Source organism: Streptomyces sp. NBC_00386, assembly GCF_036063235.1.
Lineage (GTDB): Bacteria > Actinomycetota > Actinomycetes > Streptomycetales > Streptomycetaceae > Streptomyces.
Map to the genome: position 1 here is coordinate 3,593,365 of NZ_CP107950.1, position 24,545 is coordinate 3,617,909.

The 24,545-nt window shown below is 71.5% G+C and carries 23 protein-coding genes; 10 read left to right on the forward strand and 13 right to left on the reverse strand.

Translation table 11 applies throughout. The features are described 5' to 3' along the window. Window positions 1-127: 127 nt before the first annotated feature. Window positions 128-1,720 (forward strand): hypothetical protein, encoded by a 1,593-nt coding sequence (locus OG780_RS15620; RefSeq protein ID WP_328448639.1) that lies wholly within the window; start codon window positions 128-130, stop codon window positions 1,718-1,720. A gap of 100 nt (window positions 1,721-1,820) precedes the next feature. Here OG780_RS15620 and OG780_RS15625 read toward each other — a convergent pair whose 3' ends face one another. From OG780_RS15625 to OG780_RS15650, 6 genes are all read right to left on the reverse strand, one after another. Next, window positions 1,821-4,514 (reverse strand): SpoIIE family protein phosphatase, encoded by a 2,694-nt coding sequence (locus OG780_RS15625; protein WP_328448641.1) that lies wholly within the window; start codon window positions 4,512-4,514, stop codon window positions 1,821-1,823. A gap of 247 nt (window positions 4,515-4,761) precedes the next feature. Next, the gene (locus OG780_RS15630; RefSeq protein WP_328448643.1) at window positions 4,762-5,193 is read right to left on the reverse strand and encodes an ATP-binding protein; all 432 of its coding nucleotides are present in this window, start codon (window positions 5,191-5,193) and stop codon (window positions 4,762-4,764) included. Between the two features lie 105 nt (window positions 5,194-5,298). Continuing rightward, the gene (locus OG780_RS15635) at window positions 5,299-5,706 is read right to left on the reverse strand and encodes a (deoxy)nucleoside triphosphate pyrophosphohydrolase (RefSeq protein ID WP_328448644.1); all 408 of its coding nucleotides are present in this window, start codon (window positions 5,704-5,706) and stop codon (window positions 5,299-5,301) included. A 45-nt stretch (window positions 5,707-5,751) separates the two neighbouring features. Beyond that, the gene (locus tag OG780_RS15640; protein ID WP_326785718.1) at window positions 5,752-5,934 is read right to left on the reverse strand and encodes an SPOR domain-containing protein; all 183 of its coding nucleotides are present in this window, start codon (window positions 5,932-5,934) and stop codon (window positions 5,752-5,754) included. A gap of 376 nt (window positions 5,935-6,310) precedes the next feature. After that, complete coding sequence (locus OG780_RS15645) at window positions 6,311-7,063, reverse strand: GntR family transcriptional regulator (RefSeq protein WP_328448645.1); 753 nt, start codon at window positions 7,061-7,063, stop codon at window positions 6,311-6,313. A 147-nt stretch (window positions 7,064-7,210) separates the two neighbouring features. Then, window positions 7,211-8,455 (reverse strand): DUF4190 domain-containing protein, encoded by a 1,245-nt coding sequence (locus OG780_RS15650; RefSeq protein WP_328448647.1) that lies wholly within the window; start codon window positions 8,453-8,455, stop codon window positions 7,211-7,213. A 181-nt stretch (window positions 8,456-8,636) separates the two neighbouring features. On the opposite strand from OG780_RS15650, the gene OG780_RS15655 reads away from it, so the two are divergent. Continuing rightward, window positions 8,637-9,743, forward strand: coding sequence for a threonine synthase (locus OG780_RS15655; RefSeq protein ID WP_328448649.1), 1,107 nt, complete (start codon window positions 8,637-8,639; stop codon window positions 9,741-9,743). 45 nt (window positions 9,744-9,788) lie between these two features. Here OG780_RS15655 and OG780_RS15660 read toward each other — a convergent pair whose 3' ends face one another. Then, window positions 9,789-10,235: a MarR family winged helix-turn-helix transcriptional regulator gene (locus tag OG780_RS15660; protein WP_328448651.1), complete on the reverse strand. Its 447-nt coding sequence runs from the start codon at window positions 10,233-10,235 to the stop codon at window positions 9,789-9,791. Between the two features lie 150 nt (window positions 10,236-10,385). Here OG780_RS15660 and OG780_RS15665 point away from each other — a divergent pair, with 150 nt between their 5' ends. Then, entirely contained in the window at window positions 10,386-11,420 is a 1,035-nt protein-coding gene (locus tag OG780_RS15665) for an SMP-30/gluconolactonase/LRE family protein (RefSeq protein WP_328448653.1), read from the forward strand. 89 nt (window positions 11,421-11,509) lie between these two features. Here OG780_RS15665 and ychF read toward each other — a convergent pair whose 3' ends face one another. Beyond that, complete coding sequence (gene ychF / locus OG780_RS15670; RefSeq protein ID WP_328448655.1) at window positions 11,510-12,598, reverse strand: redox-regulated ATPase YchF; 1,089 nt, start codon at window positions 12,596-12,598, stop codon at window positions 11,510-11,512. Between the two features lie 305 nt (window positions 12,599-12,903). On the opposite strand from ychF, the gene OG780_RS15675 reads away from it, so the two are divergent. Beyond that, window positions 12,904-13,386, forward strand: coding sequence for a DUF6542 domain-containing protein (locus OG780_RS15675; protein WP_328448657.1), 483 nt, complete (start codon window positions 12,904-12,906; stop codon window positions 13,384-13,386). Window positions 13,387-13,479: 93 nt separating this feature from the next. Here the strand turns inward: OG780_RS15675 and ppgK are convergent, their stop codons facing one another. Both ppgK and OG780_RS15685 read right to left on the reverse strand, forming a co-directional pair. After that, the gene (ppgK, locus tag OG780_RS15680) at window positions 13,480-14,229 is read right to left on the reverse strand and encodes a polyphosphate--glucose phosphotransferase (protein ID WP_328448659.1); all 750 of its coding nucleotides are present in this window, start codon (window positions 14,227-14,229) and stop codon (window positions 13,480-13,482) included. A 29-nt stretch (window positions 14,230-14,258) separates the two neighbouring features. Then, entirely contained in the window at window positions 14,259-15,263 is a 1,005-nt protein-coding gene (locus OG780_RS15685; protein WP_328448661.1) for a 4-hydroxy-3-methylbut-2-enyl diphosphate reductase, read from the reverse strand. A gap of 101 nt (window positions 15,264-15,364) precedes the next feature. Here OG780_RS15685 and OG780_RS15690 point away from each other — a divergent pair, with 101 nt between their 5' ends. The 4 genes from OG780_RS15690 to OG780_RS15705 all read left to right on the forward strand — a co-directional run bounded on the left by OG780_RS15690 (window position 15,365) and on the right by OG780_RS15705 (window position 19,166). Continuing rightward, window positions 15,365-16,738: an APC family permease gene (locus OG780_RS15690; RefSeq protein ID WP_328448663.1), complete on the forward strand. Its 1,374-nt coding sequence runs from the start codon at window positions 15,365-15,367 to the stop codon at window positions 16,736-16,738. Window positions 16,739-16,868: 130 nt separating this feature from the next. Next, window positions 16,869-18,077 carry an exodeoxyribonuclease VII large subunit gene (gene xseA / locus OG780_RS15695; RefSeq protein ID WP_328448665.1) on the forward strand — a complete coding sequence of 403 codons (1,209 nt, stop codon included), beginning with the start codon at window positions 16,869-16,871 and terminating at the stop codon, window positions 18,075-18,077. A gap of 9 nt (window positions 18,078-18,086) precedes the next feature. Beyond that, window positions 18,087-18,335: an exodeoxyribonuclease VII small subunit gene (locus tag OG780_RS15700; RefSeq protein WP_328448667.1), complete on the forward strand. Its 249-nt coding sequence runs from the start codon at window positions 18,087-18,089 to the stop codon at window positions 18,333-18,335. Between the two features lie 240 nt (window positions 18,336-18,575). Then, window positions 18,576-19,166: a malonic semialdehyde reductase gene (locus tag OG780_RS15705; protein ID WP_328448669.1), complete on the forward strand. Its 591-nt coding sequence runs from the start codon at window positions 18,576-18,578 to the stop codon at window positions 19,164-19,166. Between the two features lie 132 nt (window positions 19,167-19,298). Here OG780_RS15705 and OG780_RS15710 read toward each other — a convergent pair whose 3' ends face one another. Further along, on the reverse strand, window positions 19,299-19,817 hold the full coding sequence (locus OG780_RS15710; RefSeq protein ID WP_328448671.1) for a DUF4245 domain-containing protein: 519 nt from the start codon (window positions 19,815-19,817) through the stop codon (window positions 19,299-19,301). 126 nt (window positions 19,818-19,943) lie between these two features. Between OG780_RS15710 and glpX the strand changes: the two genes are divergently transcribed. Then, window positions 19,944-20,975, forward strand: a complete 1,032-nt coding sequence (glpX, locus tag OG780_RS15715) for a class II fructose-bisphosphatase (RefSeq protein WP_326785733.1) — start codon at window positions 19,944-19,946, stop codon at window positions 20,973-20,975. 300 nt (window positions 20,976-21,275) lie between these two features. Here the strand turns inward: glpX and OG780_RS15720 are convergent, their stop codons facing one another. Both OG780_RS15720 and OG780_RS15725 read right to left on the reverse strand, forming a co-directional pair. Then, window positions 21,276-21,647: a WhiB family transcriptional regulator gene (locus tag OG780_RS15720; protein WP_328448675.1), complete on the reverse strand. Its 372-nt coding sequence runs from the start codon at window positions 21,645-21,647 to the stop codon at window positions 21,276-21,278. Window positions 21,648-21,845: 198 nt separating this feature from the next. Next, window positions 21,846-22,574 (reverse strand): DUF1707 SHOCT-like domain-containing protein, encoded by a 729-nt coding sequence (locus tag OG780_RS15725; protein WP_328448677.1) that lies wholly within the window; start codon window positions 22,572-22,574, stop codon window positions 21,846-21,848. A gap of 250 nt (window positions 22,575-22,824) precedes the next feature. Between OG780_RS15725 and OG780_RS15730 the strand changes: the two genes are divergently transcribed. Next, complete coding sequence (locus OG780_RS15730; RefSeq protein WP_328448679.1) at window positions 22,825-24,492, forward strand: fumarate hydratase; 1,668 nt, start codon at window positions 22,825-22,827, stop codon at window positions 24,490-24,492. The last annotated feature ends 53 nt before the right edge of the window (window positions 24,493-24,545 follow it).

Below are 24,545 nucleotides of genomic sequence, written 5' to 3' on the forward strand. Positions count from 1 at the left end.
GCGAGGGCGCCCGGGAGAACGACCCCCGCGCCCCTCCCGTCCATCCCGATACCTCCTGTACCCCAACTGCCCCCAACTCCTCGTATACCGGTCGCGGAGGCGCTCGAACGGCCATACGCTCCCAAATGTGACGTCGCCCCTGAGCCGAAGCCGGTCGCGCCGGGTCCCGTCGCCCATGGCCGTGCGGGTGGCGCATGCCGTGCTCGGGGGACTGATCGCGACGTGCTGGCTGGTGCTGCCGCTGGCGCGGGCGGGCGCGGAGGCCCCGGCGGCCCCGACGGCCCCGGCGCGGGACGCGGGTGTCGCCGCTCCCCGGGCCGCGACCGCGCAGGACGGGACGACGACCGGCGATCTCGTGCCGCCCCTGGTCGCGGTCGGCGCCGCGGGCGCGCTGGCGGCCTACACGTACGGGCGCCGCAGACGGCGGGCGACGACCCGCACGACGCCCGGCGGCGACCCCGAGCTCACTCCCCTGCCCGAACTCGACCGGCAGGCACGGCGGTTGCTCGTCGATACCGACGACTGCGTACGCGTCTCCGCCGAGGAGCTCGCCCTCGCCACGGACCGGGCGGCGGGCGACGCGGTGGAACCGTACGTGTACGAGCTCAGGCACGCGGAAGCCGCACTCGCCGCGGCCTTCCGGCTCCGGCAGCGCCTCGACGAGACGGACACGGCCGGCGCGGACCCGGCCGAGGGCCAGGACGACCGCAGGGACGTCCTGGAGGAGATCGTCGCCCGCTGTCAGGACGCCGGGCAGCGACTGGACGCGGCGGCGCCGGGGTTCGACCAGATCCGGGCGCTGGAGCGGAACGCGGTGGCCGCCCTGGAGGCCGCGGAGACCCGCTTCCGGGACGTCGCCGCGCGCATCCGTACCGCCGAGAGGACGATCGCCGACCTCCACGAGCGGTACGCTCCCGCCGCCTCGCTGCCCGTCGCGGGCGACGCCGAACAGGCCAAGGACCGGCTGCTGTTCACCACCTCTCACCTCAACCAGGCACGGCAGTACGCGGACCGGGGCGACGGCGCGAAGGCGGCCGCCCATCTGCGGGCGGCGGAAGGGGCGTTGGCGCAGGCCTTCGACCTGACGGACGGTGTGGACCGGCTGGCCCGGGAACTGGACTCGGCCGCGGCCGGATTGCCCGCGGCCATCGCCGCGGCACAGTCCGACTGGAACGCCGCCCGGGGTCTCCCGCCGGACGCCCGCGCCGGGCTCGTCGGACGGCTGGGGCACGCGGAGGCGCTGCTCTCCGCGGTGCGTCACGAGACGGCGGCCGGGCCCCACGATCCGCTGGACGCGCTGCGCCGGGTGACGGAGGCGGCCGCGAGCCTGGCCGGGATGGTGAGCGGTGAGGTTCCCGAGGGGAGCGGCCGCGCGCTGGTCCCCGCCCGCAGCGCGCTCGCCGGGGCCGCGTGCTTCATCGGCACGCACCGCGGGGCGGTGGGCGGCGAGGCGCGGACCCGGCTGGCCGAGGCGCGGCGGCTGCTCGGTCCGGGCTCCGTTCCCCTCTCCGAGGTACTGCGGGCCGACGAACTGGCCCGGGAGGCACGACGGCTCGCCGAGCGGGACGTACGGGCGTACGGCAATCCCTCGGGCGGCCGCGGGGGCGCCGGAGCGGGCGGCGCGGTGCTCGGCGGGGTCCTCCTGAGCGACGGCGAGGGCGGCCCGATGAGCTACGGCGGCCCGCGCACACGGGGCCGCCGGGGGGCCTTCTTCACCTGAGCCGAGAGCGGCGCCCCCGCGTACGGCCTCCCGGCTCCTGGCTCCCGACTGCCGGCTCCCGGGCCCCCAGCCTCAGCCCTCAGCCCCAGCCCTCCAGCCCTCAGAACAGGCTCAGAAGCGCTTCCGCCGGGTCTGTGAGGGTCGTCTGGCCGTCCGGCAGGGGGAGTTCGAACCACACGGTCTTCCCGCGCGGGGTCCGGCGGGAGCCCCACCCGGCGGAGAGGAGGCCGACGAGCTGCAGGCCCCGCCCGCCCTCGTCGGTGTCGCGGGCGCGACGGCGGCGCGGCTGGACGAGTCCGGCGTCCCAGACCTCGCAGACGAGCGTGCGGTCGAGGAGCAGCCGCAGCCTGATCTCGCCCTCGCCGTAGCGCAGAGCGTTCGTCACCAGCTCACTGACCAGCAGTTCCGTCGTGTCGACGAGCGGCTCCAGGTCCCAGGCGACGAGCTGGGTGCGGGTGTACTCGCGGGCCCGCCCCACGCTGCGCGGCTCGCGCGGCAGGGTCCAGTCGCCGACGGACTCGGCGGGCAGCCCCTGGACACGTGCCATCAGCAGGGCGATGTCGTCCTCGCCGTGGTGGGTGTCGAGGGTGTTGAGGACGTGGTCGCAGACGTCCTCCAGCGGCCTGGAGGGGTCGGTGAGGGCGCCGACGAACGCCTGGAGGCCCTCGTCGAGGGGATGGTCGCGCGATTCGACCAGTCCATCCGTGTAGAGCGCCAACAGTGCGCCTTCGGGTAGTTCGACCTCTACCTCCTCGAAGGGCTCGCCGCCCACCCCGAGCGGCATCCCGGGCGGCACGTCGAGCATCAGCGCGGTCTCGCCGGGCTCGACGAGCACGGGCGGCAGATGGCCCGCGTTGGCGAAGGTGCACCGGCGGGTCACGGAGTCGTAGACGGCGTACACGCAGGTCGCGAGGTACACCTCGGAGAGGTCGGCGTCGCGGGACTGACGGGCCGTACGGGTGGCCTGCTGGACCCCGCCGGGGGTGCCGAGGCCGCGCGCGATCTCGTCCAGCGCCGAGAGGACCTCGGCGGGTTCGAGGTCGAGCAGGGCCAAGGTGCGTACCGCGGTGCGCAGTTCACCCATCGCCACCGCGGCGCGCAGTCCGCGGCCCATCACGTCGCCCACCACGAGGGCCGTGCGGTGTCCCGGAAGTTCGATGACGTCGAACCAGTCGCCGCCGACCTCCGTCGCCGCGTTGCCCGGCAGATAGCGGCACGCGATGTCGAGACCGGAGGCCTCGGGGTCGCCCGGGGGCAGCAGGGACCGCTGCAGGATGAGGGCGCGTTCGTGCTCGCGGCGGTACAGGCGCGCGTTGTCGATGCAGACGGCCGCGCGGGCCGCCAGTTCCACGGCCAGGGCGCGGTCGCGTTCCCCGAACGGCTCGCTGCCCTTCGTACGGGAGAACTGGGCGAGTCCGACGACCGTGTCGTGGGCGACCATCGGGACCGCGAGCGTGGACTGTATGAGGCCGCCCTCTTCGGCGGGGATGTGCTGCGGCCGGGCGGTGCGCAGGGCGTCCGCGCAGGGCGAGTTGAACGGGAAGTGGTGGACCGCGCCGACCGCGACGGGGGCCGGGCCGCCGACGAACGGGGCGTCGGAGACGGCGCTGGCGAAGGCCACCCGGCGGAGTTCGGCGCTGCCGTCGGCGAGGCCGGGCGGGGTCTCGTCGCCGGCCAGCAGTCCCTGGTACAGGTCGACCGTCGCGAGGTCGCAGAAGCCGGGGACCACGACGTCGAGGAGTTCGCGTGCGGTGGTCTCCAGGTCGAGGGAGTTGCCTATGCGGGCGCCCGCCTCGTTCAGCAGGGCGAGGTTGCGTCGGGCGGCGGCCGCCTCACGGGCGGCGGCGCGGCGGGAGGTGATGTCGGTTCCGAGCCAGGCGATGCCGATGGGACGGCCGCTGCCGCTGTGCACCCGGTAGAGGTTGATGGACCAGTGGCGGCGCTCGTCGGAGCCCGGGACCTGCCCGGTGACGTGCATGTCCGTGATGGAGTCGCCGGTCTCCAGCACCCGGCGCAGCACCGCCGTCACCCGCTCCGCCTCCGCGTGCGGAAGATAGTCGTGGACGCCCTTGCCACGGTGGTCGTCGACGCTGCCGCCGAAGATCGAGGCGAATCGCTGGTTGGCGCGCCGGACATGAAGGTCCGTGTCGATCAGCAGGAACCCGAAAGGAGATTGACCGAAAATCGCCTGCGAGGCGGCGAGGTCCGTCTCGATCGTCCGCAGGGTACGGACGTCCACCACGATGCATACGGCGGCCCGCTCACCGTGTTCGGTGGTCGTCGGCATCACGTAGACCTCGGCGAGGCCCTCCCTGCCGCCGGAGTCCTCGGCGCCGTCGCCGGCGTCTCCGGAGGGGGGCGTGCGGAAGGGCACCAGCCCGGTCCACTCGCGGCCGTCCAGGATCTCCGCCATCTTCCGCTGACCGAACTCCCGCCGGTCGGCGCTGACGAACGCCTCGATGGGGTCCATGCCGACGGCCCGCTCCGCCGGGATGCCGAAGAGCTGCTCGGCCCGCAGACTCCACTGGTCGACGAGCCCGTCCGCGCCGATGGAGAAAGACGCGGCCTTGATGTAGTCGTAGATCGAACCGGGCGGACTGCTCTGCCAGATCGCGTCACCCGGCACCTCGCCGGTCTCATCGGTCTCGTCCGCGGACGGACCGGCCGACGCGTCGTCCGTGGCGCCGTCCGCGGCCTCGCCGGGAACCGCGCGCGCGAAATCTCCCGCCGCATCAGCCCTCGCGCCGTCCGACGGGTCCTCGGACTCCGTGGCCTTCGCTGGTATCTCGCTCACGCGAACCGTCCCCTCCAGCTCACCGCGTCCGGCACCGGTCACCGGGGGCGGCTGCCCGCAGTATCCAGCACTACGGTACCGCACGACACGGTGTTCACGATCACAGCACGGTCCCGATGGTTTTTGGACCGGCCGCGACATACTCCCAGTCTTCTAACCAGGTGGCACCCCGTCGAACCACACAACGCGACACCGGTCGGGAGCATGATCCGGCCGTACGCCGCGCGGGCGTCCCGGCCTCCGTGTCTCAGTCCGGCACGGTCAGCTCGAACCAGACCGTCTTGCCGGTGTCCGCGGGCCATGTGCCCCAGCGTCTGCAGGAGCCGGCCAGGAGCTGGAGTCCGCGGCCGCTCTCGTCGGAGGTGTCGGCGGCCCGTTCGCGGGGCGGGTCGGGCAGCGGGTCGGAGACCTCGACGCGCAGAGCGCCCGGCACGTCCTCGGGGCGTACGAGCCGGACGCCGATCGGGCCCGTGGCGTGCCGGAGCGAGTTCGTCACCAGTTCGCTGACCAGGAGTGCGGTGATGTCGCCGAGGGATTCGAGATCCCAGTCGCGCAGCTGCCCCCGGACGACGGAGCGGGCGGTGCGGACGGCACCGGCCTCCGCGGGAAAGGTCCACTCGGCGCAGTAGCCGTCAGTGTCGATCAAGCCGATCACTTCCCAGACCAGAAACCCACCCATGCCCGGTTTCGGGTGGTTAAGGGGCACATACCCGGTATCGGCGGAGCTTTACCGCGCCGGGAGCACACTATGGCGCGAACGGCGCACAAGCGGGCACTCGGGTCGTCACACGCCCGGATCGAGCCACGGCAGTGCGCTCTTGACCGCCGGCACGTCCTGGTCCAGCCAGTCCACGTCCCAGATCTCCTCGGGGGTCAGCCAGCGCAGCTCGTCATGGTCCTGAAGGGGCTCCGGTTCGGCCGAGCCGGGCAGCAGCCGGGCGGCCCACACCACCAGGACGTATCCCGGCTTCAGCGGCCACTCGCCGGGGACGCGCTCCAGCGCCAGGGTGTCGACGCCGAGTTCCTCGCGCAGTTCGCGCACGAGGGCGCCTTCGGGGGTCTCGCCGGGCTCGACCTTGCCGCCCGGCAGCTCCCAGCGCCCGGCGAGGTCGGGGGGCGCACTGCGGCGGGCGGCGAGCAGACGCCCGCCGCGCACCAGGGCGCCCGCGACCACCACGATCCGTTCCGTCATGCGCCGGAGCCTACGGGAGCGGGAAGGGGCCCGGCTCCCGGTGGATCACCGGGTTCCGTTCGGCCCGATCCGCTCGACCCAGTAGAGCTGCTTGTGCCCACGGCCGTCGAGGCTGTCCGCGATCTTCTGGGCCTCGGCGCGCGTCGCGTACCTGCCCACGCGATAGCGATTGCCGTTGTCGTCCTGCCGTATGACGAGCCAGGGAAGCGTGATCGTGCTGTCGTTCATAGAGCCCCTCCACTTCCCGCCCCGGGCCCCCGTCGAACCCCGCATTCCATCGAAACCGCAATACGCATATGCCCGAGCGTACGCCTTACCTTCACGCAGCGAACACGGGTTTACACAAAGAGGTACGCAACCGGCCAGTAAGGAGCGGCGGCCCGGGGGGCGCACGCCACCGAACGCGCCGCTCACGACACCTCGCGTGTCCTCGAACAGGGCGAAGCCGTTCCCCGGTCCGTCACTTGAGAAAGGCCAGATTCCAACCGGGTCCACGGGCGGCCCCGTTGAGGCGCGGGCACCCGCGCCGACCCGCGAGCCCACCAGGCCCTGCGGAACGCCGTGCGCGACACCGGACGGGACGGCGTGCCGAAGTGACGCGCTGTCACTTCACCGGCAGGTGGTAGGCGATCCGGTAGCGGTCCGCCGGGACCACCACGTCCGCCGTCTCCACCGGCCGGCCCGAGGCGAAGAAGGTGCGCTGGATGACGACGACGACATGGCCGGGCACGCCGCCCAGCGCCAGGAGTTCCTCGGCGAGGCCGGGGCGCGCGCCCACCTCCTCGGTGACGTTGTCCACGATCACGTCGATGGCCGCCATGCGCTCGACGACACCCATGCCGCCGAGCGGGCCCTCCTCGGGGAGCATCACCGGCGTACGTCCGGTCACGGCGAGCGGCTCCCAGGAGGTGGAGAGCATCATCGCCTCACCGCCGTCGCGGTAGACGTAGTTCGTGCACATCACGCGGTCGCCGGGCTGGATGGCCAGCCGCTCGGCGATCGCGCCGCTCGCCTCGACCTGCCGGCTGTGGGACTCCCAGGTGCCGCGCACCGCGAAGTCGGCCTGCTCCTGGCGGAAGGGGGTGGCGCCGTTGTCCGGCCGGTACCCGGAGCGGGCGACGCGGCGCGGCACCGGCCGCTCGCGGACGTAGGTGCCCGAACCGGAGCGGCCCTCGACCAGACCCTCGGCCATGAGCACCTTGCGCGCCTCCAGGGCGACCGTGTCCGAGACTCCGTACTCCTCGCGGATCCTGGCCTGCGAGGGAAGCCGGGTGTGCGGGGGCAGCGAGCCGTCGACGATCTTCTTGCGGAGATCACCCGCGACACGCAGGTACGCCGGCTGCTCACCGAAAGTCACTTAGCCGCTCCCATCAGGTTGTACAGACAGCAACAGCGTGGCAACCGTGGGTTGTGCCATGCAAGCAAAGGCCAGAGAATCACTCGATGTGATGACGCAGCCCCTTGAGGGCATTACGCAGGCACTTTCTCCCCACTGTGGCTGCCGTCACACCTCGATTCCGGCACCGTCTTCGCCACCGCTACCGGTGCCCCCGCCGCCGTCGTACTTCGGCGGGGTGGTGGCGAGCCCCAGAGCCTTGCGGGTGGTGACCGCCTTCCTCGGGTCGATGAGCTTCAGCGCCTTCTCGTAGTGCGCGGAGAAGGTGTCCGCGTCCGGCGCGTCCGCAGCCTTCGCCCACTCCTTCGCCGAGCGCTCCAGGTCCTTGGCCAGGGCGGCGACCGGCTTGGCCGCGCCCGGCGCGAACCGGTGGGCGGGCAGCCCGTCCGCCTCCCACGCCAGGGCCTCCGAGACGTGGTCCGCCCACTCCTTGTAGCCGGGCAGGTCGTCGTCGATGTACTCGGCGTCGGGCATCGCGGCCAGCGCGTTGTCGATGGCCGCCGCCGAGCTCAGATAGGAGTACTGGTCGGGGTCCAGCGTGAGCTGGTCCTTGCGCAGGGAGCCCGTCAGACCATCCGTCTCGTCGGCGTCCCCGAACAGGCAGCTCACCTCGCGGTCGCCGCGGAGCCAGCTCTGCGACGTGGGCGTGAAGGAGTACACGCCGACGTTCTCCGGGACGGCCCAGGAGTCCATCGCGTACGTGTTCCGGAGCAGGTAGCACCGCCGGTCGGCCTCGTCGGCGAGCGCGTCGTCCCCGGGGTAGTCGGCTTCGGCCATCTCGAAGTCGGCGAACACCTCGGCGTCGTGCCCGCCCGAACACGGCACCTTGTCGACGTCGACCGCCAGACCCTTCAGCGAGCCGCTCGGCGTGTCGAAGCACTCGCCCACCTCCAGCGAGAACGCGGAGTCTCCCGCGCCCGCCCCGTCCTTGAAGCCCTCCCAGAAGTCGCGCGCTCCCCCGGTCGTGACCATGAGCGCGAGCAGCACGACACCGACCGACGACAGCACCATGCCGGCCACCGCCATGCCCTTGCCGCGCTCACCGCGCCTCTTGATCTGGACGAGCGCCGCGATCCCGAGCACCAGCCCGACGGCGGGCAGGAAGCAGAGGACGCCGAGGACCAGCGCCGCGATCGCGAGCCCGTTGAAGGGAACGGGCCGGTTGTACGGGGAGTAGCCCTGCCCCCAGGTCTGGTACGGACCCGCGTACGGGGACTGCTGGTACGGCCCCTGCTGGTACGGCCCCTGCGGGAAGGGTCCTTGGGGCTGCGGAGCCTGCGGATAAGGGGGCGTCCCCGGCGGCGGGTACGGCCCCTCGGGCTGCTGCGGGCCGGGCGGCGGGGGTATGGCCACGGTTTCCCTTGCTCCTCATCCGTCCGCTACGGAACGCGCGTACTACTGTCGAATGACTGGGCGCATCGTAAGCACGGCACGGACGGGACCCCGAGGGGGCTGCCCGGACGGCCGCCGGGGCACGACCGCTCAGGAACGCACGGAATGGTCCCTTCCCCGGCCTCGCGTCTAACCTGCACCCATGACTGCACTGCCGGACTGCTTCTGCCCGACGGACGGCACGCGTGTACCCGCCGGCTCGCTCGCCTGGTGCTGCCCGGTCTGCCGCGGCCCGCTCGACCTGGACTTCACGCCGACGCCGGCTCCCCTCTCGTCCCTCACCGGCCGGGTGAACTCGATGTGGCGGTACGCGGAGTGCCTGCCGCTGGCCTCGCCCACGGTCAGCCTCGGCGAGGGCCGCACCCCCCTGGTCCCTCTGGGCGAAGGCGTCCTCGCCAAGCTCGACTTCCTGATGCCGACGCTGTCGTTCAAGGACCGCGGGGCCGTGCTGCTGGCCGAACTGGCGCTGCGGCTCGGGCCCCGCCAGGTGCTCGCGGACAGCAGCGGCAACGCGGGCACGGCCCTCGCCGCGTACTGCGCCCGGGCCGGGCTGCCGTGCACCGTGTACGTCCCCGAGGGCACCTCCGCCAAGAAGCTGGAGCAGATCGAGGCGCACGGGGCACGGCTGCGGGTGGTCGAGGGCGACCGCGAGGCGACGGCACGCGCGGCGCGCGAGGCGGCCGACGAGGACGGCGTGTTCTACGCCTCGCACGTCTTCAACCCGTACTTCCTGCACGGCACGAAGACGTACGTCCACGAACTCTGGGAGGACCTCGGCGGACGTCTGCCGGACGTCCTCGTGCTGCCGGTCGGCAACGGCACGCTGCTCCTCGGCGCCGCCCTCGCGGTGGCCGAACTGCACGCGGCCGGGCTGATCGACAGGAGGCCCGCCCTGTACGCCGTCCAGGCCGCCGCGGTCGCCCCGCTGGCCCGGGCGTGGTCCGAGGGGGCCGACGATCTCGTCGGTGTCACTCCGCCGGCCCCCACGTTCGCCGAGGGCATCGCGATCCCGCACCCGCTGAGGGCCCGCCAGGTCCTGAGCGCGGTACGCGCCTCCGGGGGCGCCTTCCTGACCGTGACGGAGGACCAGATCCGCCACGCGCAGTCGGATCTCGCCGGACGCGGGCTGTACGTGGAGTCGACGGGCGTGGCCTGCTGGGCGGCGGTCCGTGAGGGCGCCCTCGGCCGACGGGAGGCCGTGGTGCCGCTGTGCGGTGCCGGCGTGAAGACGGGCATGGCGCGCGCCTGATCCCGGGGTCGGCCCGGACCAGGGAGTTTCGCCGGGAGCGCCCCCTCAGGGGCGGGGGCGTTCCTTCTCCAGGACCGCGACGCACCGGCCGAGCAGGGCGGCGATGGTGTCGCGCTCCTCGGCGGTGAACTCGGCGGCCAGGGCGCGCTCGACCCGTACGGCGCGGGCGTCGGCGTCGGCGAGCGCCGTCCTGCCCTCGTCGGTGAGCCGGGTCTCCAGGACGTTCTTGTGCCAGGTGTGCGGGGTGCGCTCGATGAGGCCGCGGTCCTGGAGGTTGTTCAGGACCGTGTTCATGGTCGGCGGTGTGACCAGGCAGAGGCGGGCCAGCGCGGCGGCCGAGATGCCGGGGTTCTCACTGAGGTGGAGCAGCGCCGCGTACTGGGCGACGGTCACGCCCGCCGGTTTGAGCACCGCGGCCTTGGTCGCACCGAGGGCCTGCTCGGCCCGCTTGAGGTGGGAGCCGAGGCGCTCGGACACGGGCATGGACGTCATCTCCGCATGGTAGCCGCGGATCGTACGGGCGATACGACGATGAGCCCCCACCCATCAGTAAAGACATTGACGACCATTAGAGCTCTAACATACGTTCGTACTCATCGCTCAGCTCGTCGACGTCCGAGATGCAGACCGAGAGGTTCCGCCGTGTCCCGTTCGATCCAGCGCCGCACCTTCCTGACCGCCACCGCCACCGCCGCCGCCATCGCGGCGACCGCCGCGGGCGCCCCGCCCGCGAGCGCCGCACCCGGCCTCTCCACGGCCCCGGTCTCCACCCCCCGTAGCTCCAACCGCCGTATCTCCACCGCCTTCGAACTTCCCGACGACCACGCCTACCCGGAGGGCATCGCCGCCGACCCGCGCACCGGAGCCCTGTACGTGGGCTCGTACAGCACCGGCGCCGTCTACCGCGCGGCGCCCGGACGCCGTGCGGCCGAGACCTTCCTGCCCCCGGGCGCGGACGGCCGGAACACCGCGAACGGGCTGAAGGTCGACGGGTCCGGCCGTCTCTGGGTGACCGACTCGACGGCCGGGGTCGCCGTCTACGAGGTACGCACCCGCGCCCTGCTGGCCCGCTTCGACGTCCCCGGTGACGCGCCGCGTTTCGTCAACGACCTGGCGATCGCCGCGGACGGCAGCGCCTACCTGACGGACAGCGTGCGCGAGGTCGTCTACCGGGTGACACCGGCCGAGCTCGCCCGGGCCGCGGCCCACGGCGGTCGTGCCACGCTCACACCCGCCTACGACTTCGGCGGCATCCTGGCCCCGCACCCGGCCGGCACGTTCACCCTGAACGGCATCGCCGCCGGGGACCGCTGCTTGTTCACCGTCGACATGACCGGGGGCGCCCTCTACCGGGTGGACCTCATCACCGGCAGGATCCGCCAAGTCGCCCTGCACGGAGGTGACCTGGTGAACGGCGATGGACTGGAACTGGTCGGCACCACCTTGTGGGCCGCCCTCAACAGGACCGACACGATCACCCGCTGGCGCCTGTCGGCGGACGGCACCGCGGCCCGTCTGGAGCGCAGCCTCACCGATCCCGCGCTCCAGATCCCGACCACGCTGGTGCGCCACGACGGCCGCACACTCGTCGTCCGCTCCCAGTTCGACAAGGGCGGACCGATGGGACCGGGCACACCCGAGACACCGTTCACCGTGGCGTGGGTACGGGGCATCTGAACACAAAGCAAGGGGCCGACCCCCGGAGGAGTCGGCCCCTTTTGACCTGCATGTTTGCCGCGTCAGCGGCGTGGTGTCCCCTCGTCCGGTCAGACGTTGAAGCGGAACTCCACCACGTCCCCGTCCTGCATGATGTAGTCCTTGCCCTCCATGCGGGCCTTGCCCTTGGCGCGGGCCTCGGCGACCGAGCCGGTCTCGACCAGGTCGGCGAAGGAGATGACCTCGGCCTTGATGAAGCCCTTCTGGAAGTCGGTGTGGATGACACCGGCGGCCTCGGGGGCGGTGGCGCCCTTCTTGATGGTCCAGGCGCGGGATTCCTTGGGGCCGGCCGTCAGGTAGGTCTGCAGGCCGAGGGTGTTGAAGCCGACGCGGGCGAGGGTCGCCATGCCGGGCTCCTGGACGCCGACCGACTCCAGGAGCTCCTTCGCGTCCTCCTCATCGAGCTCGGCGAGGTCCGCCTCGAGCTTGGCGTTGAGGAAGATCGCCTCGGCGGGGGCGACCAGGGCACGCTGCTCGGCCTTGAAGTCGTCGTCGACCAGCTCGTCCTCGTCCACGTTGAAGACGTAGAGGAACGGCTTGGTGGTGAGCAGGTGCAGGTCGTGCAGCAGCTCTTCCTTGCCGGAGCCCTGGACGATGCCCGCGGAGAAGAGGGTGTCGCCCTTCTCCAGGATCGCCTGCGCCGCCTCGACCGCCGCGACCTTCGGGCCGATGTCCTTCTTGATGCGCGACTCCCGCTGGAGGCGCGGCAGGACCTTCTCGATCGTCTGGAGGTCCGCGAGGATCAGCTCGGTGTTGATCGTCTCGATGTCGTCCTTGGGTGAGACCTTGCCGTCGACGTGCACGACGTTCTCGTCCTTGAAGGCGCGGATGACCTGGCAGATCGCGTCCGACTCGCGGATGTTCGCGAGGAACTTGTTGCCGAGGCCCTCGCCCTCCGAGGCACCCTTCACAATGCCCGCGATGTCCACGAAGTCGACGGTCGCCGGGAGGATCTTCTGCGAGGAGAAGATCTCGGCCAGCTTGGCGAGACGGGCGTCGGGGACGCCGACCACACCGACGTTCGGCTCGATCGTGGCGAACGGGTAGTTGGCCGCGAGCACGTCGTTCTTGGTCAGGGCGTTGAACATGGTCGACTTGCCGACATTGGGCAGACCGACGATTCCGATCGTGAGCGACACGTTGCGACTTCCCGTACGAGAGGATGGGCGAAGGGCCCTCCAGAAGAGCGGGCCGATCCACCAGTCTACGGCGTGACCCGGCTCCCGCCCGCGAGGTATCGAACGCATGGCCAAGCTCTTTCCGCGGCCTCGCCTTCGGCTGGTCTCCGGCGTGTCCGAGGAGCCATTCCACACATAAAACGACCTAAGTTGGTCCAGTGGAGCAACACAGGACGCGTCCCCCTCAGTACAGACCGCGACGCGGAGCACCTGTTCCGGCACAGTCCGGACGGGCGGCGGGCGGCGGTGTCCGACGAGACGGCCCGGTGGCACGGCGGCCCGCGCCCGCGGGTGTCCGGCAGCCGAGCCGGACGTCGCGCCCGCGGCTGACCGGGCTCGGCGGCGGCCTGTTCTGCGGCGCGACGATGTTCGCGCTCGCCTGCCTCGACCACCTGCTGTTCGGCGGGTCGGCGACGGTGTACGGGGTGCTGTTCCTGCCGGTGTGCGTGCTGACCGCGCTGTGGGTGCGGCCCGGCGACCTGGTGACCGCCCCCGTGGTCGTACCGATCGCCTTCGCCTTCGGGCTGCCGCCGATCACCGACGGCGGCGGAGGCGGCTTCGGCGGCAGCCTCATGGGCCTGGTCACCGCCCTCGCCCTCCAGGCGGGCTGGCTGTACGGGGGAACGCTGGCCGCGGTCCTCGTCGTGACCGTCCGCCGGGTCAGTCTGATGTCCCGCCGCCGGGCCGCCCAGAGGCGGGACCGGGCACACGGCGCACAAGGCGTGCCGCCCGGCAGACAGGCCCGCTGACCGGGACCGCTGACCAGGCCCGGGGCCCCTCGTACCGACGCGGGCCGCGACGCCGTCGCCGCCCAGGGCCGCCGTCGCCCGGCGGCCCCGCGGCTACCGGCCGATCTGCGCCGCCCGCATCGCCGCGCCCACGATCCCGGCGTTGTTCTGGAGCTGCGCGGGGACGATCTCCGCCTTGATGTCCTGGATCAGCGGCAGGAACTTGTCGGCCTTGCGGCTGACACCTCCGCCGATGATGAAGAGTTCCGGGGAGAAGAGCATCTCGACATGGGCGAGGTACTTGGTGACGCGGCGCGACCAGTGTTCCCAGGTCAGTTCGTGGTCGTCCTTGGCCTTGGTGGAGGCCCGCTTCTCGGCGTCGTGGCCGTTCAGCTCGAGGTGGCCCAGCTCGGTGTTCGGGACCAGCTCGCCTTCGGTGAAGACGGCGCTGCCGATGCCGGTGCCGAAGGTGAGCAGGATGACCGTGCCCCGGCGGCCCTTCCCCGCGCCGAACTCCATCTCGGCGACACCCGCCGCGTCCGCGTCGTTCAGCAAGGTCACCGGCAGGCCGCCCAGCCGCTCGCCGAGCAACGCGCCCGCGTCGGTGTCGATCCAGGCCTTGTCGACGTTGGCCGCCGTACGGATCGTGGAACCACCGGTCACCACACCGGGGAACGTGATGCCCACCGGGCCCGTCCAGCCGAAGTGGTCGATGACCTCCTTCACGCCGTCGGCCACCGCGTCGGGCGTCGCCGGGTGCGGGGTGAGCACCTTGTGGCGCTCCTCCGCCAGGTCCCCGCGATCAAGGTCCACAGGGGCACCCTTGATCCCGGATCCGCCAATGTCCACACCGAAGATCTTCATGGCCCTACGTTACGACGTACGGCTGACCGTCACTTCCCGGACGGGCCACCGGTACGCGCCTCCACCAGCGCGGCCGCCTCGGCGCGCAGGTCGCGGCGCAGCTCCTTGGGGAGCGAGAAGGTGATGGACTCCTCGGCGGCCTTGACGAGCTCCACGTCCTCGAAGCCGTGCCCCGACAGCCGTTCCAGGACCTGCTCGACGAGGACCTCGGGGACGGAGGCGCCGGAGGTGACACCGACCGTGTTCACGCCCTCCAGCCAGGCATCGTCGATCTCCTCGGCGAAGTCCACCAGGTACGCGGCGCGGGCGCCGGCCAGCTTGGCGACCTCGACCAGCCGCACCGAGTTGGAGGAGTTGCGCGACCCGACCACGATGACCAGCTCGGCCTCCGCGCCCATCTGCTTCACGGCGAGCTGACGGTTCTGCGTGGCGTAGCAGATGTCGTCGCTCGGCGGGGAGATGAGGAGGGGGAACTTCTCCTTCAGGGCGTCGACCGTCTCCATGGTCTCGTCGACGGAGAGGGTGGTCTGGGAGAGCCAGACGACCTTGGAGGGGTCGCGGACCTCGACCTTGGCGACGTCGCCGGGGCCGTCGACCAGGGTGATGTGGTCGGGGGCCTCTCCGGAGGTGCCGATGACCTCTTCGTGGCCCTCGTGCCCGATGAGGAGGATGTCGAAGTCCTCGTTCGCGAAGCGGACGGCTTCCTTGTGGACCTTGGTGACCAGCGGGCACGTCGCGTCGATGGTGGCGAGCTTGCCGGCGGCGGCCTCGTCGTGGACGACGGGGGAGACGCCGTGTGCCGAGAACATGACGATGGACCCCTCGGGGACCTCCGCCGTCCGCTCGACGAAGATCGCGCCCTTCTTCTCCAGGGTCTGCACGACGTACTTGTTGTGGACGATCTCGTGACGGACGTAGATCGGAGCCCCGTACTGCTCGAGGGCCTTCTCCACGGCGATCACGGCGCGGTCCACGCCCGCGCAGTAGCCACGGGGGGCGGCGAGCAGGACACGGCGGCCAGGCGAAGCGGTCATGCCCCCATCGTAAGGCCGCGCCCGGCGGGTCAGGGATCGCCTCCTCGGAGAGACTGTGGGCAGCCGCTGGGGGTGGGACCAGGCGATTCCCGGGAGGCACGATGTCCGACGCGCGGACCACCGCCGGCACGCACCCGGCGGAGCAGGGGCTGCGGCGCAGCCTCGGCTTCCGGGACCTGGTCGTCTACGGGCTGCTGTTCATCGCCCCGATGGCCCCGGTCGGGGTCTTCGGAGCGCTGGACGCGAGGTCGCACGGGGCGGTGGCGCTGGTCTACGTCGTCGCGACGGCGGCCATGGCGTTCACCGCCTTCAGCTACGCCCAGATGGTCCGGGTGGTCCCCCAGGCGGGTTCGGTGTTCGCCTACGCGCGCGCGGGGCTCGGCCCGGAGGCCGGGTTCGTCGCGGGGTGGATGGTGATGCTGGACTATCTGCTCATTCCGGCGGTGGCCTATCTGTTCTCCGGGATCGCCATGAACGCGCTGGTCCCGGAGGTGTCCCGGTGGGTGTGGACCACGCTCGCCGTCGTCGTCACGACGTTCCTCAACCTCCGGGGGGTCCGCACGGCGGCGCGCGTCGGCTTTCTGGTGCTCGCGATGGAGATCGTGGTCCTCGTCGTCTTCGTCGTGGCGGCGGCCGTGGTCCTCGCGCGCGACGGCGCGCGGCGCGACTGGCTGTCCCCGCTGTCGGGTGACGGCACCCAGGGCGCGCTCGCGCTGTCGGCGGTCGTCGGCGCCGTCTCGGTCGCCGTCCTGTCCTTCCTGGGCTTCGACGCGATCGCCTCCTTCGCCGAGGAGGTCACGGGCGGTTCGGAGAAGGTGGCCCGGGCGGTGCTGTTCTGTCTGGCGCTGGCGGGTGTGCTGTTCATCGCGCAGACGTATCTGGCGGCCCTGCTGGAGCCGCTGCCGTCCGCGCGGCTCGCCGCCGAACCCGCCCTTCAGGGTCCGGCCTTCTACGACGCCGTGGACGCCTCCGTCGGCTCGTGGCTGCACAACCTGGTGGCGGTCGGCAAGGCGATCGGCGCGGCGTTCGCGGCGCTGGCCGGGCAGGCCGCGGCCGGGCGGATCGTCTTCGCGATGGCCCGGGACCGGAGGCTGCCGCGGGTGCTGGCGCGGACCGGCTCCGGGGTGCCGCGGGCGGCCCTGTCGTGCGCCGCGGTGATCACTCTGGTCGCCGCGGTCTGGGCGGCGCGCCGCGACGACGGCCTCGACAAGCTGGTCTCGGTGGTCGACATCGGCGCCCTGACAGCGTTCACGCTGCTGCACGCGTCGGTGGTGGGCTGGTTCGCCGTACGGCACCGGGGCGGGCCGGTGGTGTGGTGGCGGCACGTCCTCCTGCCCGTGCTGGGGGCCGCGATCACCGTCGCGGTGATCATCGAGGCGTCGGGAACGGCTCAGGTGGCGGGTCTCGTGTGGCTGGCGGCGGGCCTGGTGGTGCTGTTCGCCCAACGGGGGCGAGCCGGGTCCGCGGCCGGGTGACGCGCCGTGCCGCGCGGCTGCCGTCCACCGCGTTCCGGTCGGGACGGGCCCGGCGGCCGGGGTACGGATCGGGTGTCCGACCCGTACCGGGCGCGGGGGCGTTGTCGGTGCCGGCCACTAGGCTCGGCGCATGGCTCTCAACACGTCCGCGGACGCTCCGCTGCCCGTCGGAGAGGTGTCACGGCTCATCGGGGGATGGATCGACCGGCTCGGCGCGGTGTGGGTCGAGGGGCAGATCACCCAGTTGTCGCGGCGCCCCGGCGCGGGCGTCGTCTTCCTGACACTGCGCGACCCGTCGTACGACATCTCGGTGAGCGTGACCTGCTACCGCCAGGTCTTCGACGCGGTCGCCGACGTCGTGAGCGAGGGCGCCCGGGTGGTCGTCCACGCCAAACCGGAGTGGTACGCGCCGCGCGGGCAGCTCTCCCTGCGGGCCGCCGAGATCAAGCCGGTGGGCGTGGGGGAACTCCTCGCCCGCCTCGAACAGCTGAAGAAGTCGCTGGCGGCCGAGGGGCTGTTCGCGGCCGATCGCAAGAGGGCGCTGCCGTTCCTGCCGCAGCTCATCGGGCTGGTGTGCGGGCGGGCGTCGGCGGCCGAGCGGGACGTGCTGGAGAACGCGCGGCGCCGCTGGCCCGCCGTCCGCTTCGAGGTCCGCAATGTCGCCGTGCAGGGCGTCCACGCCGTACCGCAGGTCGTGCAGGCGGTGAAGGAGCTGGACGCGCTCGACGAGGTCGACGTGATCGTCGTGGCGCGGGGCGGCGGCAGCGTGGAGGACCTGCTGCCGTTCTCCGACGAGCAGCTCGTCCGCGCGGTCGCGGCCTGCCGCACACCGGTCGTGTCGGCGATCGGGCACGAGCCGGACAGTCCGCTGCTCGACCTCGTGGCCGACCTGCGGGCCTCCACCCCGACCGACGCGGCCAAGAAGGTCGTGCCGGACGTCGGGGAGGAGTACGAGCGGGTGCGGTTCCTGCGGGACCGCGCGCGGCGCTGCGTGGGGTCGTTCATCGACCGCGAGGAGCGCGGCCTCGCGCACACGCTGGCCCGGCCCTCGATGGAGGATCCGCACCGGATGATCGACGAGCGGGCGGACCAGGTCTCCGCCCTGCTCGACCGGGGCCGGCGCACCGTCGGGCATCTGCTGGACCGCGCGGACTCGGAGCTGACGCACACCCACGCGCGCGTGGTGGCCCTCTCCCCCGCGGCGACCCTCCAGCGCGGGTACGCGGTGCTGCAACGGGCGGACGGTCATGTGGTCCGGGACCCGGCCGAGGTGGCGGCGGACGAGACGCTGCGGGCGCGGGTCGCCGAGGGTGAATTCACGGTTCGAGTCGATGCATAGGGTGAGCGAATGACCAGCAAGGTGGACGAGGCGCTCGGGTACGAGCAGGCACGGGACGAGCTGATCGAGGTCGTACGCCGCCTGGAGGCGGGCGGTACGACCCTGGAGGAGTCCCTGGCGCTCTGGGAGCGCGGCGAAGAACTGGCCAAGGTGTGCCGGCGCTGGCTGGAGGGCGCCCGGGCCCGTCTGGACGCCGCCCTGGCCGAGGATTCCGGGGAGCAGGAAGAGGGCAAGGACACCGGTTCCGGCTCCGAGTAAGGGCTCCGGCTCCGGGTGACGAGCGGGAGCGGTCCGGCTCCGGGTGACGCCCTGCTTTGAGTAGCTCCAACGGGGCCCGCGACACGGCGGGCCCCCTTCCTTTTTCCTTTTTTCGATCCTTCCGCCTGTGAAGCGGATCACCATGCCTTGTTTTTGATTGAACTTTAAACCTCTTCGACGTACTGTCGTACTCGCCAACAGATCCCCCCGGATCCACCGCACATACCGAGAAGGTTCTTCATGTCTCTCGTCCTTGACCCCACCGCTCAGGACCTGCTGTTCCGCGAAGCCCGCACGGCGAACACGTTCACCGACGAGCCGGTGACCGACGAGCAGGTGCAGGCGATCTACGACCTGGTCAAGTACGGCCCGACCGCCTTCAACCAGTCGCCGCTGCGCATCACCCTGGTCCGCTCCCCCGAGGCCCGTGAGCGCCTGGTGCAGCACCTCGCCGAGGGCAACCAGGCGAAGACCGCCGCCGCCCCGCTGGTCGCGATCCTCTCCGCGGACAACGAGTTCCACGAGGAACTGCCGGCGCTCCTCCCCCACTTCCCCGCCGCCAAGGACCTCTTCTTCTCCGAGCGCCCGGTCCGTGAGGGCGCCGCCGCGATGAACGCCGCGCTCCAGGCCGCGTACTTCATCATCGGCGTCCGTGCCGCCGGCCTCGCCGCGGGCCCGATGACCGGCGCCGACCTCGCCGGTGTCCAGAAGGAGTTCCTGGACGACGACCACACCCCGCTGATGATCGTCAACATCGGCAAGCCGGGCGAGGACGCCTGGTTCCCGCGCGGCCCGCGCCTGGACGCCGACCAGGTCATCACGACCGTCTGACCGACGGCACCGAGGGGGCGGCCGGCACCGCCGTTCGCCCCCGCACCCGCACCAGACAAGAAGGGCCCCCGGCGCTGCCGCCGGGGGCCCTTCTCCATGCCTTACGGGTTCCACGAGGCCGTACGGGCGGCGCTACGAGGTCTTCAGGGCCTCCGCCATCTTCACCAGCGTGCCGAACGACCCGGTGCCGGTCACCACCGTCGTGGCGCCCTTGCCCTGAAGGACGAGGGCGTCGTAGTGGTCACCCTCGTAGCGCTGCCAGGTCCGGTCGCCGATGCGCTGGGTGGCCTTCGTCTGCCGGGCGCCCTGGCTCGCCGTGTCGATGAACACGGCCGGCCGCTGAGTGGACTGCTCGACCGCCACGTACTGACCGTCGGGGGCCTGGAAGCCCAGATGCCAGGCGTCGAACTCGCTGCCGTCGTAGCGCACCGAGGTCGCCTTCCACGCCGAGGGCAGCCCTTCGGGCGCCGCCACGGGATAACTCGCCGCGCGGCGAGCCGTCAGCAGCTCGACCTTGTAGTCGACGCGCTTGAGATCCGGCTTGGAGTCGTCATGCGGAATGAAGATGTAGATGACACCCGCCATGAGCCCGATGAGGCCCAGGGAAAGAATCATGTCCCGGACCGACTGCTTGCCTTTCGTACCTGCCACGCACCTATCGTCGCAGGTGCCCTGGCCTGCTCATCCGTGGGCCCCCCTGCTCATTTTGTAAGCCTGGCGATAGAGTCGGGGCATCACCCTCATCCGGCCGTCGTCGTATCAGAAAGGTGCGTGTCGATGACCGAGCATCATCTGCCCTCCGAACTCGAAGTCCCGTCGGAAGCCCCCGACCGCAACCTCGCCCTCGAACTCGTCCGTGTCACCGAGGCCGCCGCGATGGCCGCGGGCCGCTGGGTCGGCCGCGGCGACAAGAACGGTGCCGACGGTGCCGCCGTCCGGGCCATGCGCACCCTCGTCTCCACCGTCTCGATGAACGGCGTCGTCGTCATCGGCGAGGGGGAGAAGGACGAGGCCCCGATGCTCTTCAACGGGGAGCGCGTGGGCGACGGGACCGGCCCCGAGTGCGACATCGCCGTCGACCCGATCGACGGGACCACGCTCACCGCCAAGGGCATGACGAACGCGATCGCCGTGCTCGCCGCCGCGGACCGCGGCACCATGTTCGACCCGTCCGCGGTCTTCTACATGGACAAGCTGGTCACCGGCCCGGAAGCGGCCGACTTCGTCGACATCAACGCTTCCGTGGCGGTGAACATCCGCCGGGTCGCCAAGGCCAAGCGGGTCACGCCCGAGGACGTCACGGTCGTCATCCTCGACCGGCCGCGCCACGACGGGATCATCAAGGAGATCCGGGAGACCGGCGCGCGCATCAAGCTGATCTCCGACGGCGACGTCGCGGGCTCCATCCTCGCGCTGCGCGAGGGCACCGGTATCGACCTGCTGCTCGGCATCGGCGGCACACCCGAGGGCATCATCTCGGCCTGTGCCGTCAAGTGCCTCGGCGGCACCATCCAGGGCAAGCTGTGGCCGAAGGACGACGAGGAGCGGCAGCGGGCCATAGACGCCGGGCACGACCTCGACCGCGTCCTGACCACGAACGACCTGGTCTCCGGCGAGAACGTCTTCTTCGTCGCGACCGGCATCACCGACGGCGAGCTGCTGCGCGGGGTGCGCTACCGCTCCGAGACCGCGACGACCGAGTCGATCGTGATGCGGTCCAAGTCGGGCACGGTCCGCCAGATCCGGTCGGAGCACCGGCTGAGCAAGCTGCGTGCGTACAGCGCGATCGACTTCGACCGCGCCAAGTAGGACCACCGGCCCGGAGGGCCGGGCGCCGACACGGCGCGAAAGGGGCGCCCCTTGTGCGGAGGGGCGCCCCTTTCTCCTGCGCGGACCCGGCTGAAGTCCATCCGCGCCGAACACGGCCGAAGTCACGCGCCGACACCGGATGACACCTTCGGGTCGGGTGCCGACACCGGACGGCGCCCGGGCAGCCGCGCGGGTAGCGCTTCGAGGCGGCGGGCGGCCCGGCTGCCGTGTGTACCCGGTTGCCGTGCGTACGGGACGGCCTTGCCCGGCTCCCCACCGCTCCCGCGTGTGCGGGGTGGGTCAGCCGGCCGCGGCTATCGTGCCGCGGGAGGCCTTCTTGAGCTCCAGGTCGCGGCGGCGGCGCCGGGCGAGCACGACACGGCGCTCGGCGGCGGTCAGGCCGCCCCAGACGCCGTACGGCTCGGGTTGCAGCAACGCGTGTTCGCGGCACTCGACCATGACCGGACAGCGGGCGCAGACGCGCTTGGCCGCCTCCTCCCGGGAGAGCCGTGAAGCGGTCGGCTCCTTGGAGGGGGCGAAGAACAGGCCGGCTTCGTCGCGCCTGCACACCGCCTCCGTGTGCCATGGCGCTTCCTGATCCCTGTCCCGCACGGGCGCCCGCTGGGCCGGAACGGCAGCTACCTGCAGGGACTGATGCGGCGGTTGCAGCACGGGTCTACTCCTGACGACGGCTTCGCGAGCGTGCCGGGCGCCGGGGAAGTCCCACAGCGCCCTCCAAGAGACGATGCAGCAAGCCCTACCCGCTGTACGCGCGCCTATGCACTGCGTGGAGAAGCCCGGCCGTTCTCGGGCATGATCGATCGTCGCCGCCGGACCGACCCGCATCGGCCACGCGCATATTCACTGGCGTCAACGGTCGAGGTGCTTGCGCAAACTCCGGTCCAGCCGGTCCGCCACCCGCTCGTTCACCCGGCTCGTGACCCGGTCGAGGATGTCCGCGATGAGCTTGCCGCGCTTGGGCCTCGCCTCGACGTTCCCCAGGACGGCGAGGCCGTCGACGTAGACCACGGGCGCGTCGGGGTCGCCCGAGTCCAGCGTGTCCACCTCGAAGTTGCCGAGCACCCCGCCGCCGCTTCCGCGCAGCGAGACGTTCTCCGGCACGAAGATCTCGACGTTGCCGAACACCGAGATCGCCTTGATCACGACCTGCTGGTACTCGAAGATCGCCTCGCTCAGGTCGATCTCGACGTTTCCGAAGACCGAGTACGCGTGGATGCGCCGGCCCGCCCGCCAGCGGCCCTTGCGGACGGCGGAACTGAAGACCGCCACCACGTTGTCGTCGGCCTCCGCCGGGATCGCGCCCTGGGTGGGGCGGTTGGGCGCGGAGACGTAGGCGGAGGTCGCGCGGCCCGTGTGGGCGGCGGGCAGGTCGCGGACGAACTGGTCGAGTTCGCCGACCGTCTTGGTGGCCAGTACGCCCTCGACCCGCTCGGCATGCTCCTCCGCGGTCAGGCGCCCTTCGGCGACGGCCTCGCGCAGGATGTCGGTGATCCGGTCGCGATCGGCGTCGGAGGCACGCAGCTCGGCCGGCTTCGCCGCCGTGGCGGCACTCGCGTCGGGGCTCTTTTGAAGGTCCACGGCAACAGCGTACCCAAACGCGATAGATCGCGACTACCCCTGGCGCGCCACCCGCGGGAAACCCGCTCTCCCCCGGGACCGACGGTCCGATGCCCGAACTGAGCCTTACCTCACAGCCTCGGTGTCCGTGCCAGGTTCTACGCTGGTGGACGCTGCCGATGACGGCCGGCCTCAGGCGAGTGAGCCGAAGGGGTGCGCCCGAGGCGACCGAGCCCCGAAAAAGCTGACTGTCGAGTGAGGAATAGGCGAGATGCCTGAGTTTGCGTACACCGATCTGCTCCCCCAGGGAGAGGACACCACGCCGTACCGGCTGGTGACCTCCGAGGGTGTCTCCACCTTCGAGGCCGACGGGCGCACGTTCCTCAAGGTGGAGCCGGAGGCGCTGCGCAAGCTCGCCACGGAGGCCATCCACGACATCCAGCACTACCTGCGCCCGGCGCACCTCGCCCAGCTGCGCCGCATCATCGACGACCCGGAGGCCTCGGCGAACGACAAGTTCGTCGCCCTGGACCTGCTGAAGAACGCGAACATCGCGGCGGCCGGCGTCCTCCCCATGTGCCAGGACACCGGCACGGCGATCGTCATGGGCAAGCGCGGCCAGAACGTGCTCACCGAGGGCGGCGACGAGGCGGCCCTCTCGCGCGGCATCTACGACGCGTACAAGAACCTGAACCTGCGCTATTCGCAGATGGCCCCGCTGACCATGTGGGACGAGAAGAACACGGGCTCCAACCTGCCGGCGCAGATCGAGCTGTACGCCACCGACGGCGGCGCCTACAAGTTCCTGTTCATGGCGAAGGGCGGCGGCTCCGCCAACAAGTCGTTCCTCTACCAGGAGACGAAGGCGGTCCTCAACGAGGGCTCCATGATGAAGTTCCTGGAGGAGAAGATCCGCTCCCTCGGGACGGCCGCCTGCCCGCCGTACCACCTGGCGATCGTCGTCGGCGGCACGAGCGCCGAGTACGCGCTGAAGACCGCGAAGTACGCCTCCGCGCACTACCTGGACGAGATCCCCTCGGAGGGCTCCGAGCTCGGCCACGGCTTCCGGGACAAGGAGCTGGAGGAGAAGGTCTTCGAGCTGACCCAGAAGATCGGCATCGGCGCGCAGTTCGGCGGCAAGTACTTCTGCCACGACGTACGTGTGGTGCGCCTGCCCCGCCACGGCGCGTCCTGCCCGGTCGCGATCGCGGTCTCGTGCTCGGCCGACCGCCAGGCCGTCGCGAAGATCACCGCCGAGGGCGTCTTCCTGGAGCAGCTGGAGACCGACCCCGCGCACTTCCTGCCGGAGACCACGGACGAGCATCTCGACGAGGCCGGCGACGTCGTGAAGATCGACCTCAACCAGCCGATGGACGACATCCTCGCCGAGCTGACGAAGTACCCGGTCAAGACCCGCCTCTCGCTCTCCGGCCCGCTCGTCGTGGCCCGCGACATCGCGCACGCCAAGATCAAGGAGCGACTGGACGCGGGCGAGGAGATGCCGCAGTACCTGAAGGACCACCCGGTGTACTACGCGGGCCCGGCCAAGACCCCCGAGGGCTACGCGTCCGGCTCCTTCGGGCCGACGACCGCGGGCCGCATGGACTCCTACGTCGAGCAGTTCCAGGCGGCGGGCGGCTCCAAGGTGATGCTCGCCAAGGGCAACCGCAGCAAGCAGGTCACGGACGCCTGTGACGCGCACGGCGGCTTCTACCTCGGCTCCATCGGCGGCCCGGCCGCCCGGCTCGCCCAGGACTGCATCAAGAAGGTCGAGGTCGTCGAGTACGAGGAGCTCGGCATGGAGGCCGTCTGGAAGATCGAGGTCGAGGACTTCCCGGCCTTCGTCGTCGTCGACGACAAGGGCAACGACTTCTTCCAGAACCCCGCCCCCGCCCCGACCTTCACCACGATCCCGGTGCGGGGCCCGGGACTGGCCTAGTACGGGCCCGTACGACGTACACCCTTCCGGGTGACGCCGTGCGGGTGGCGCGC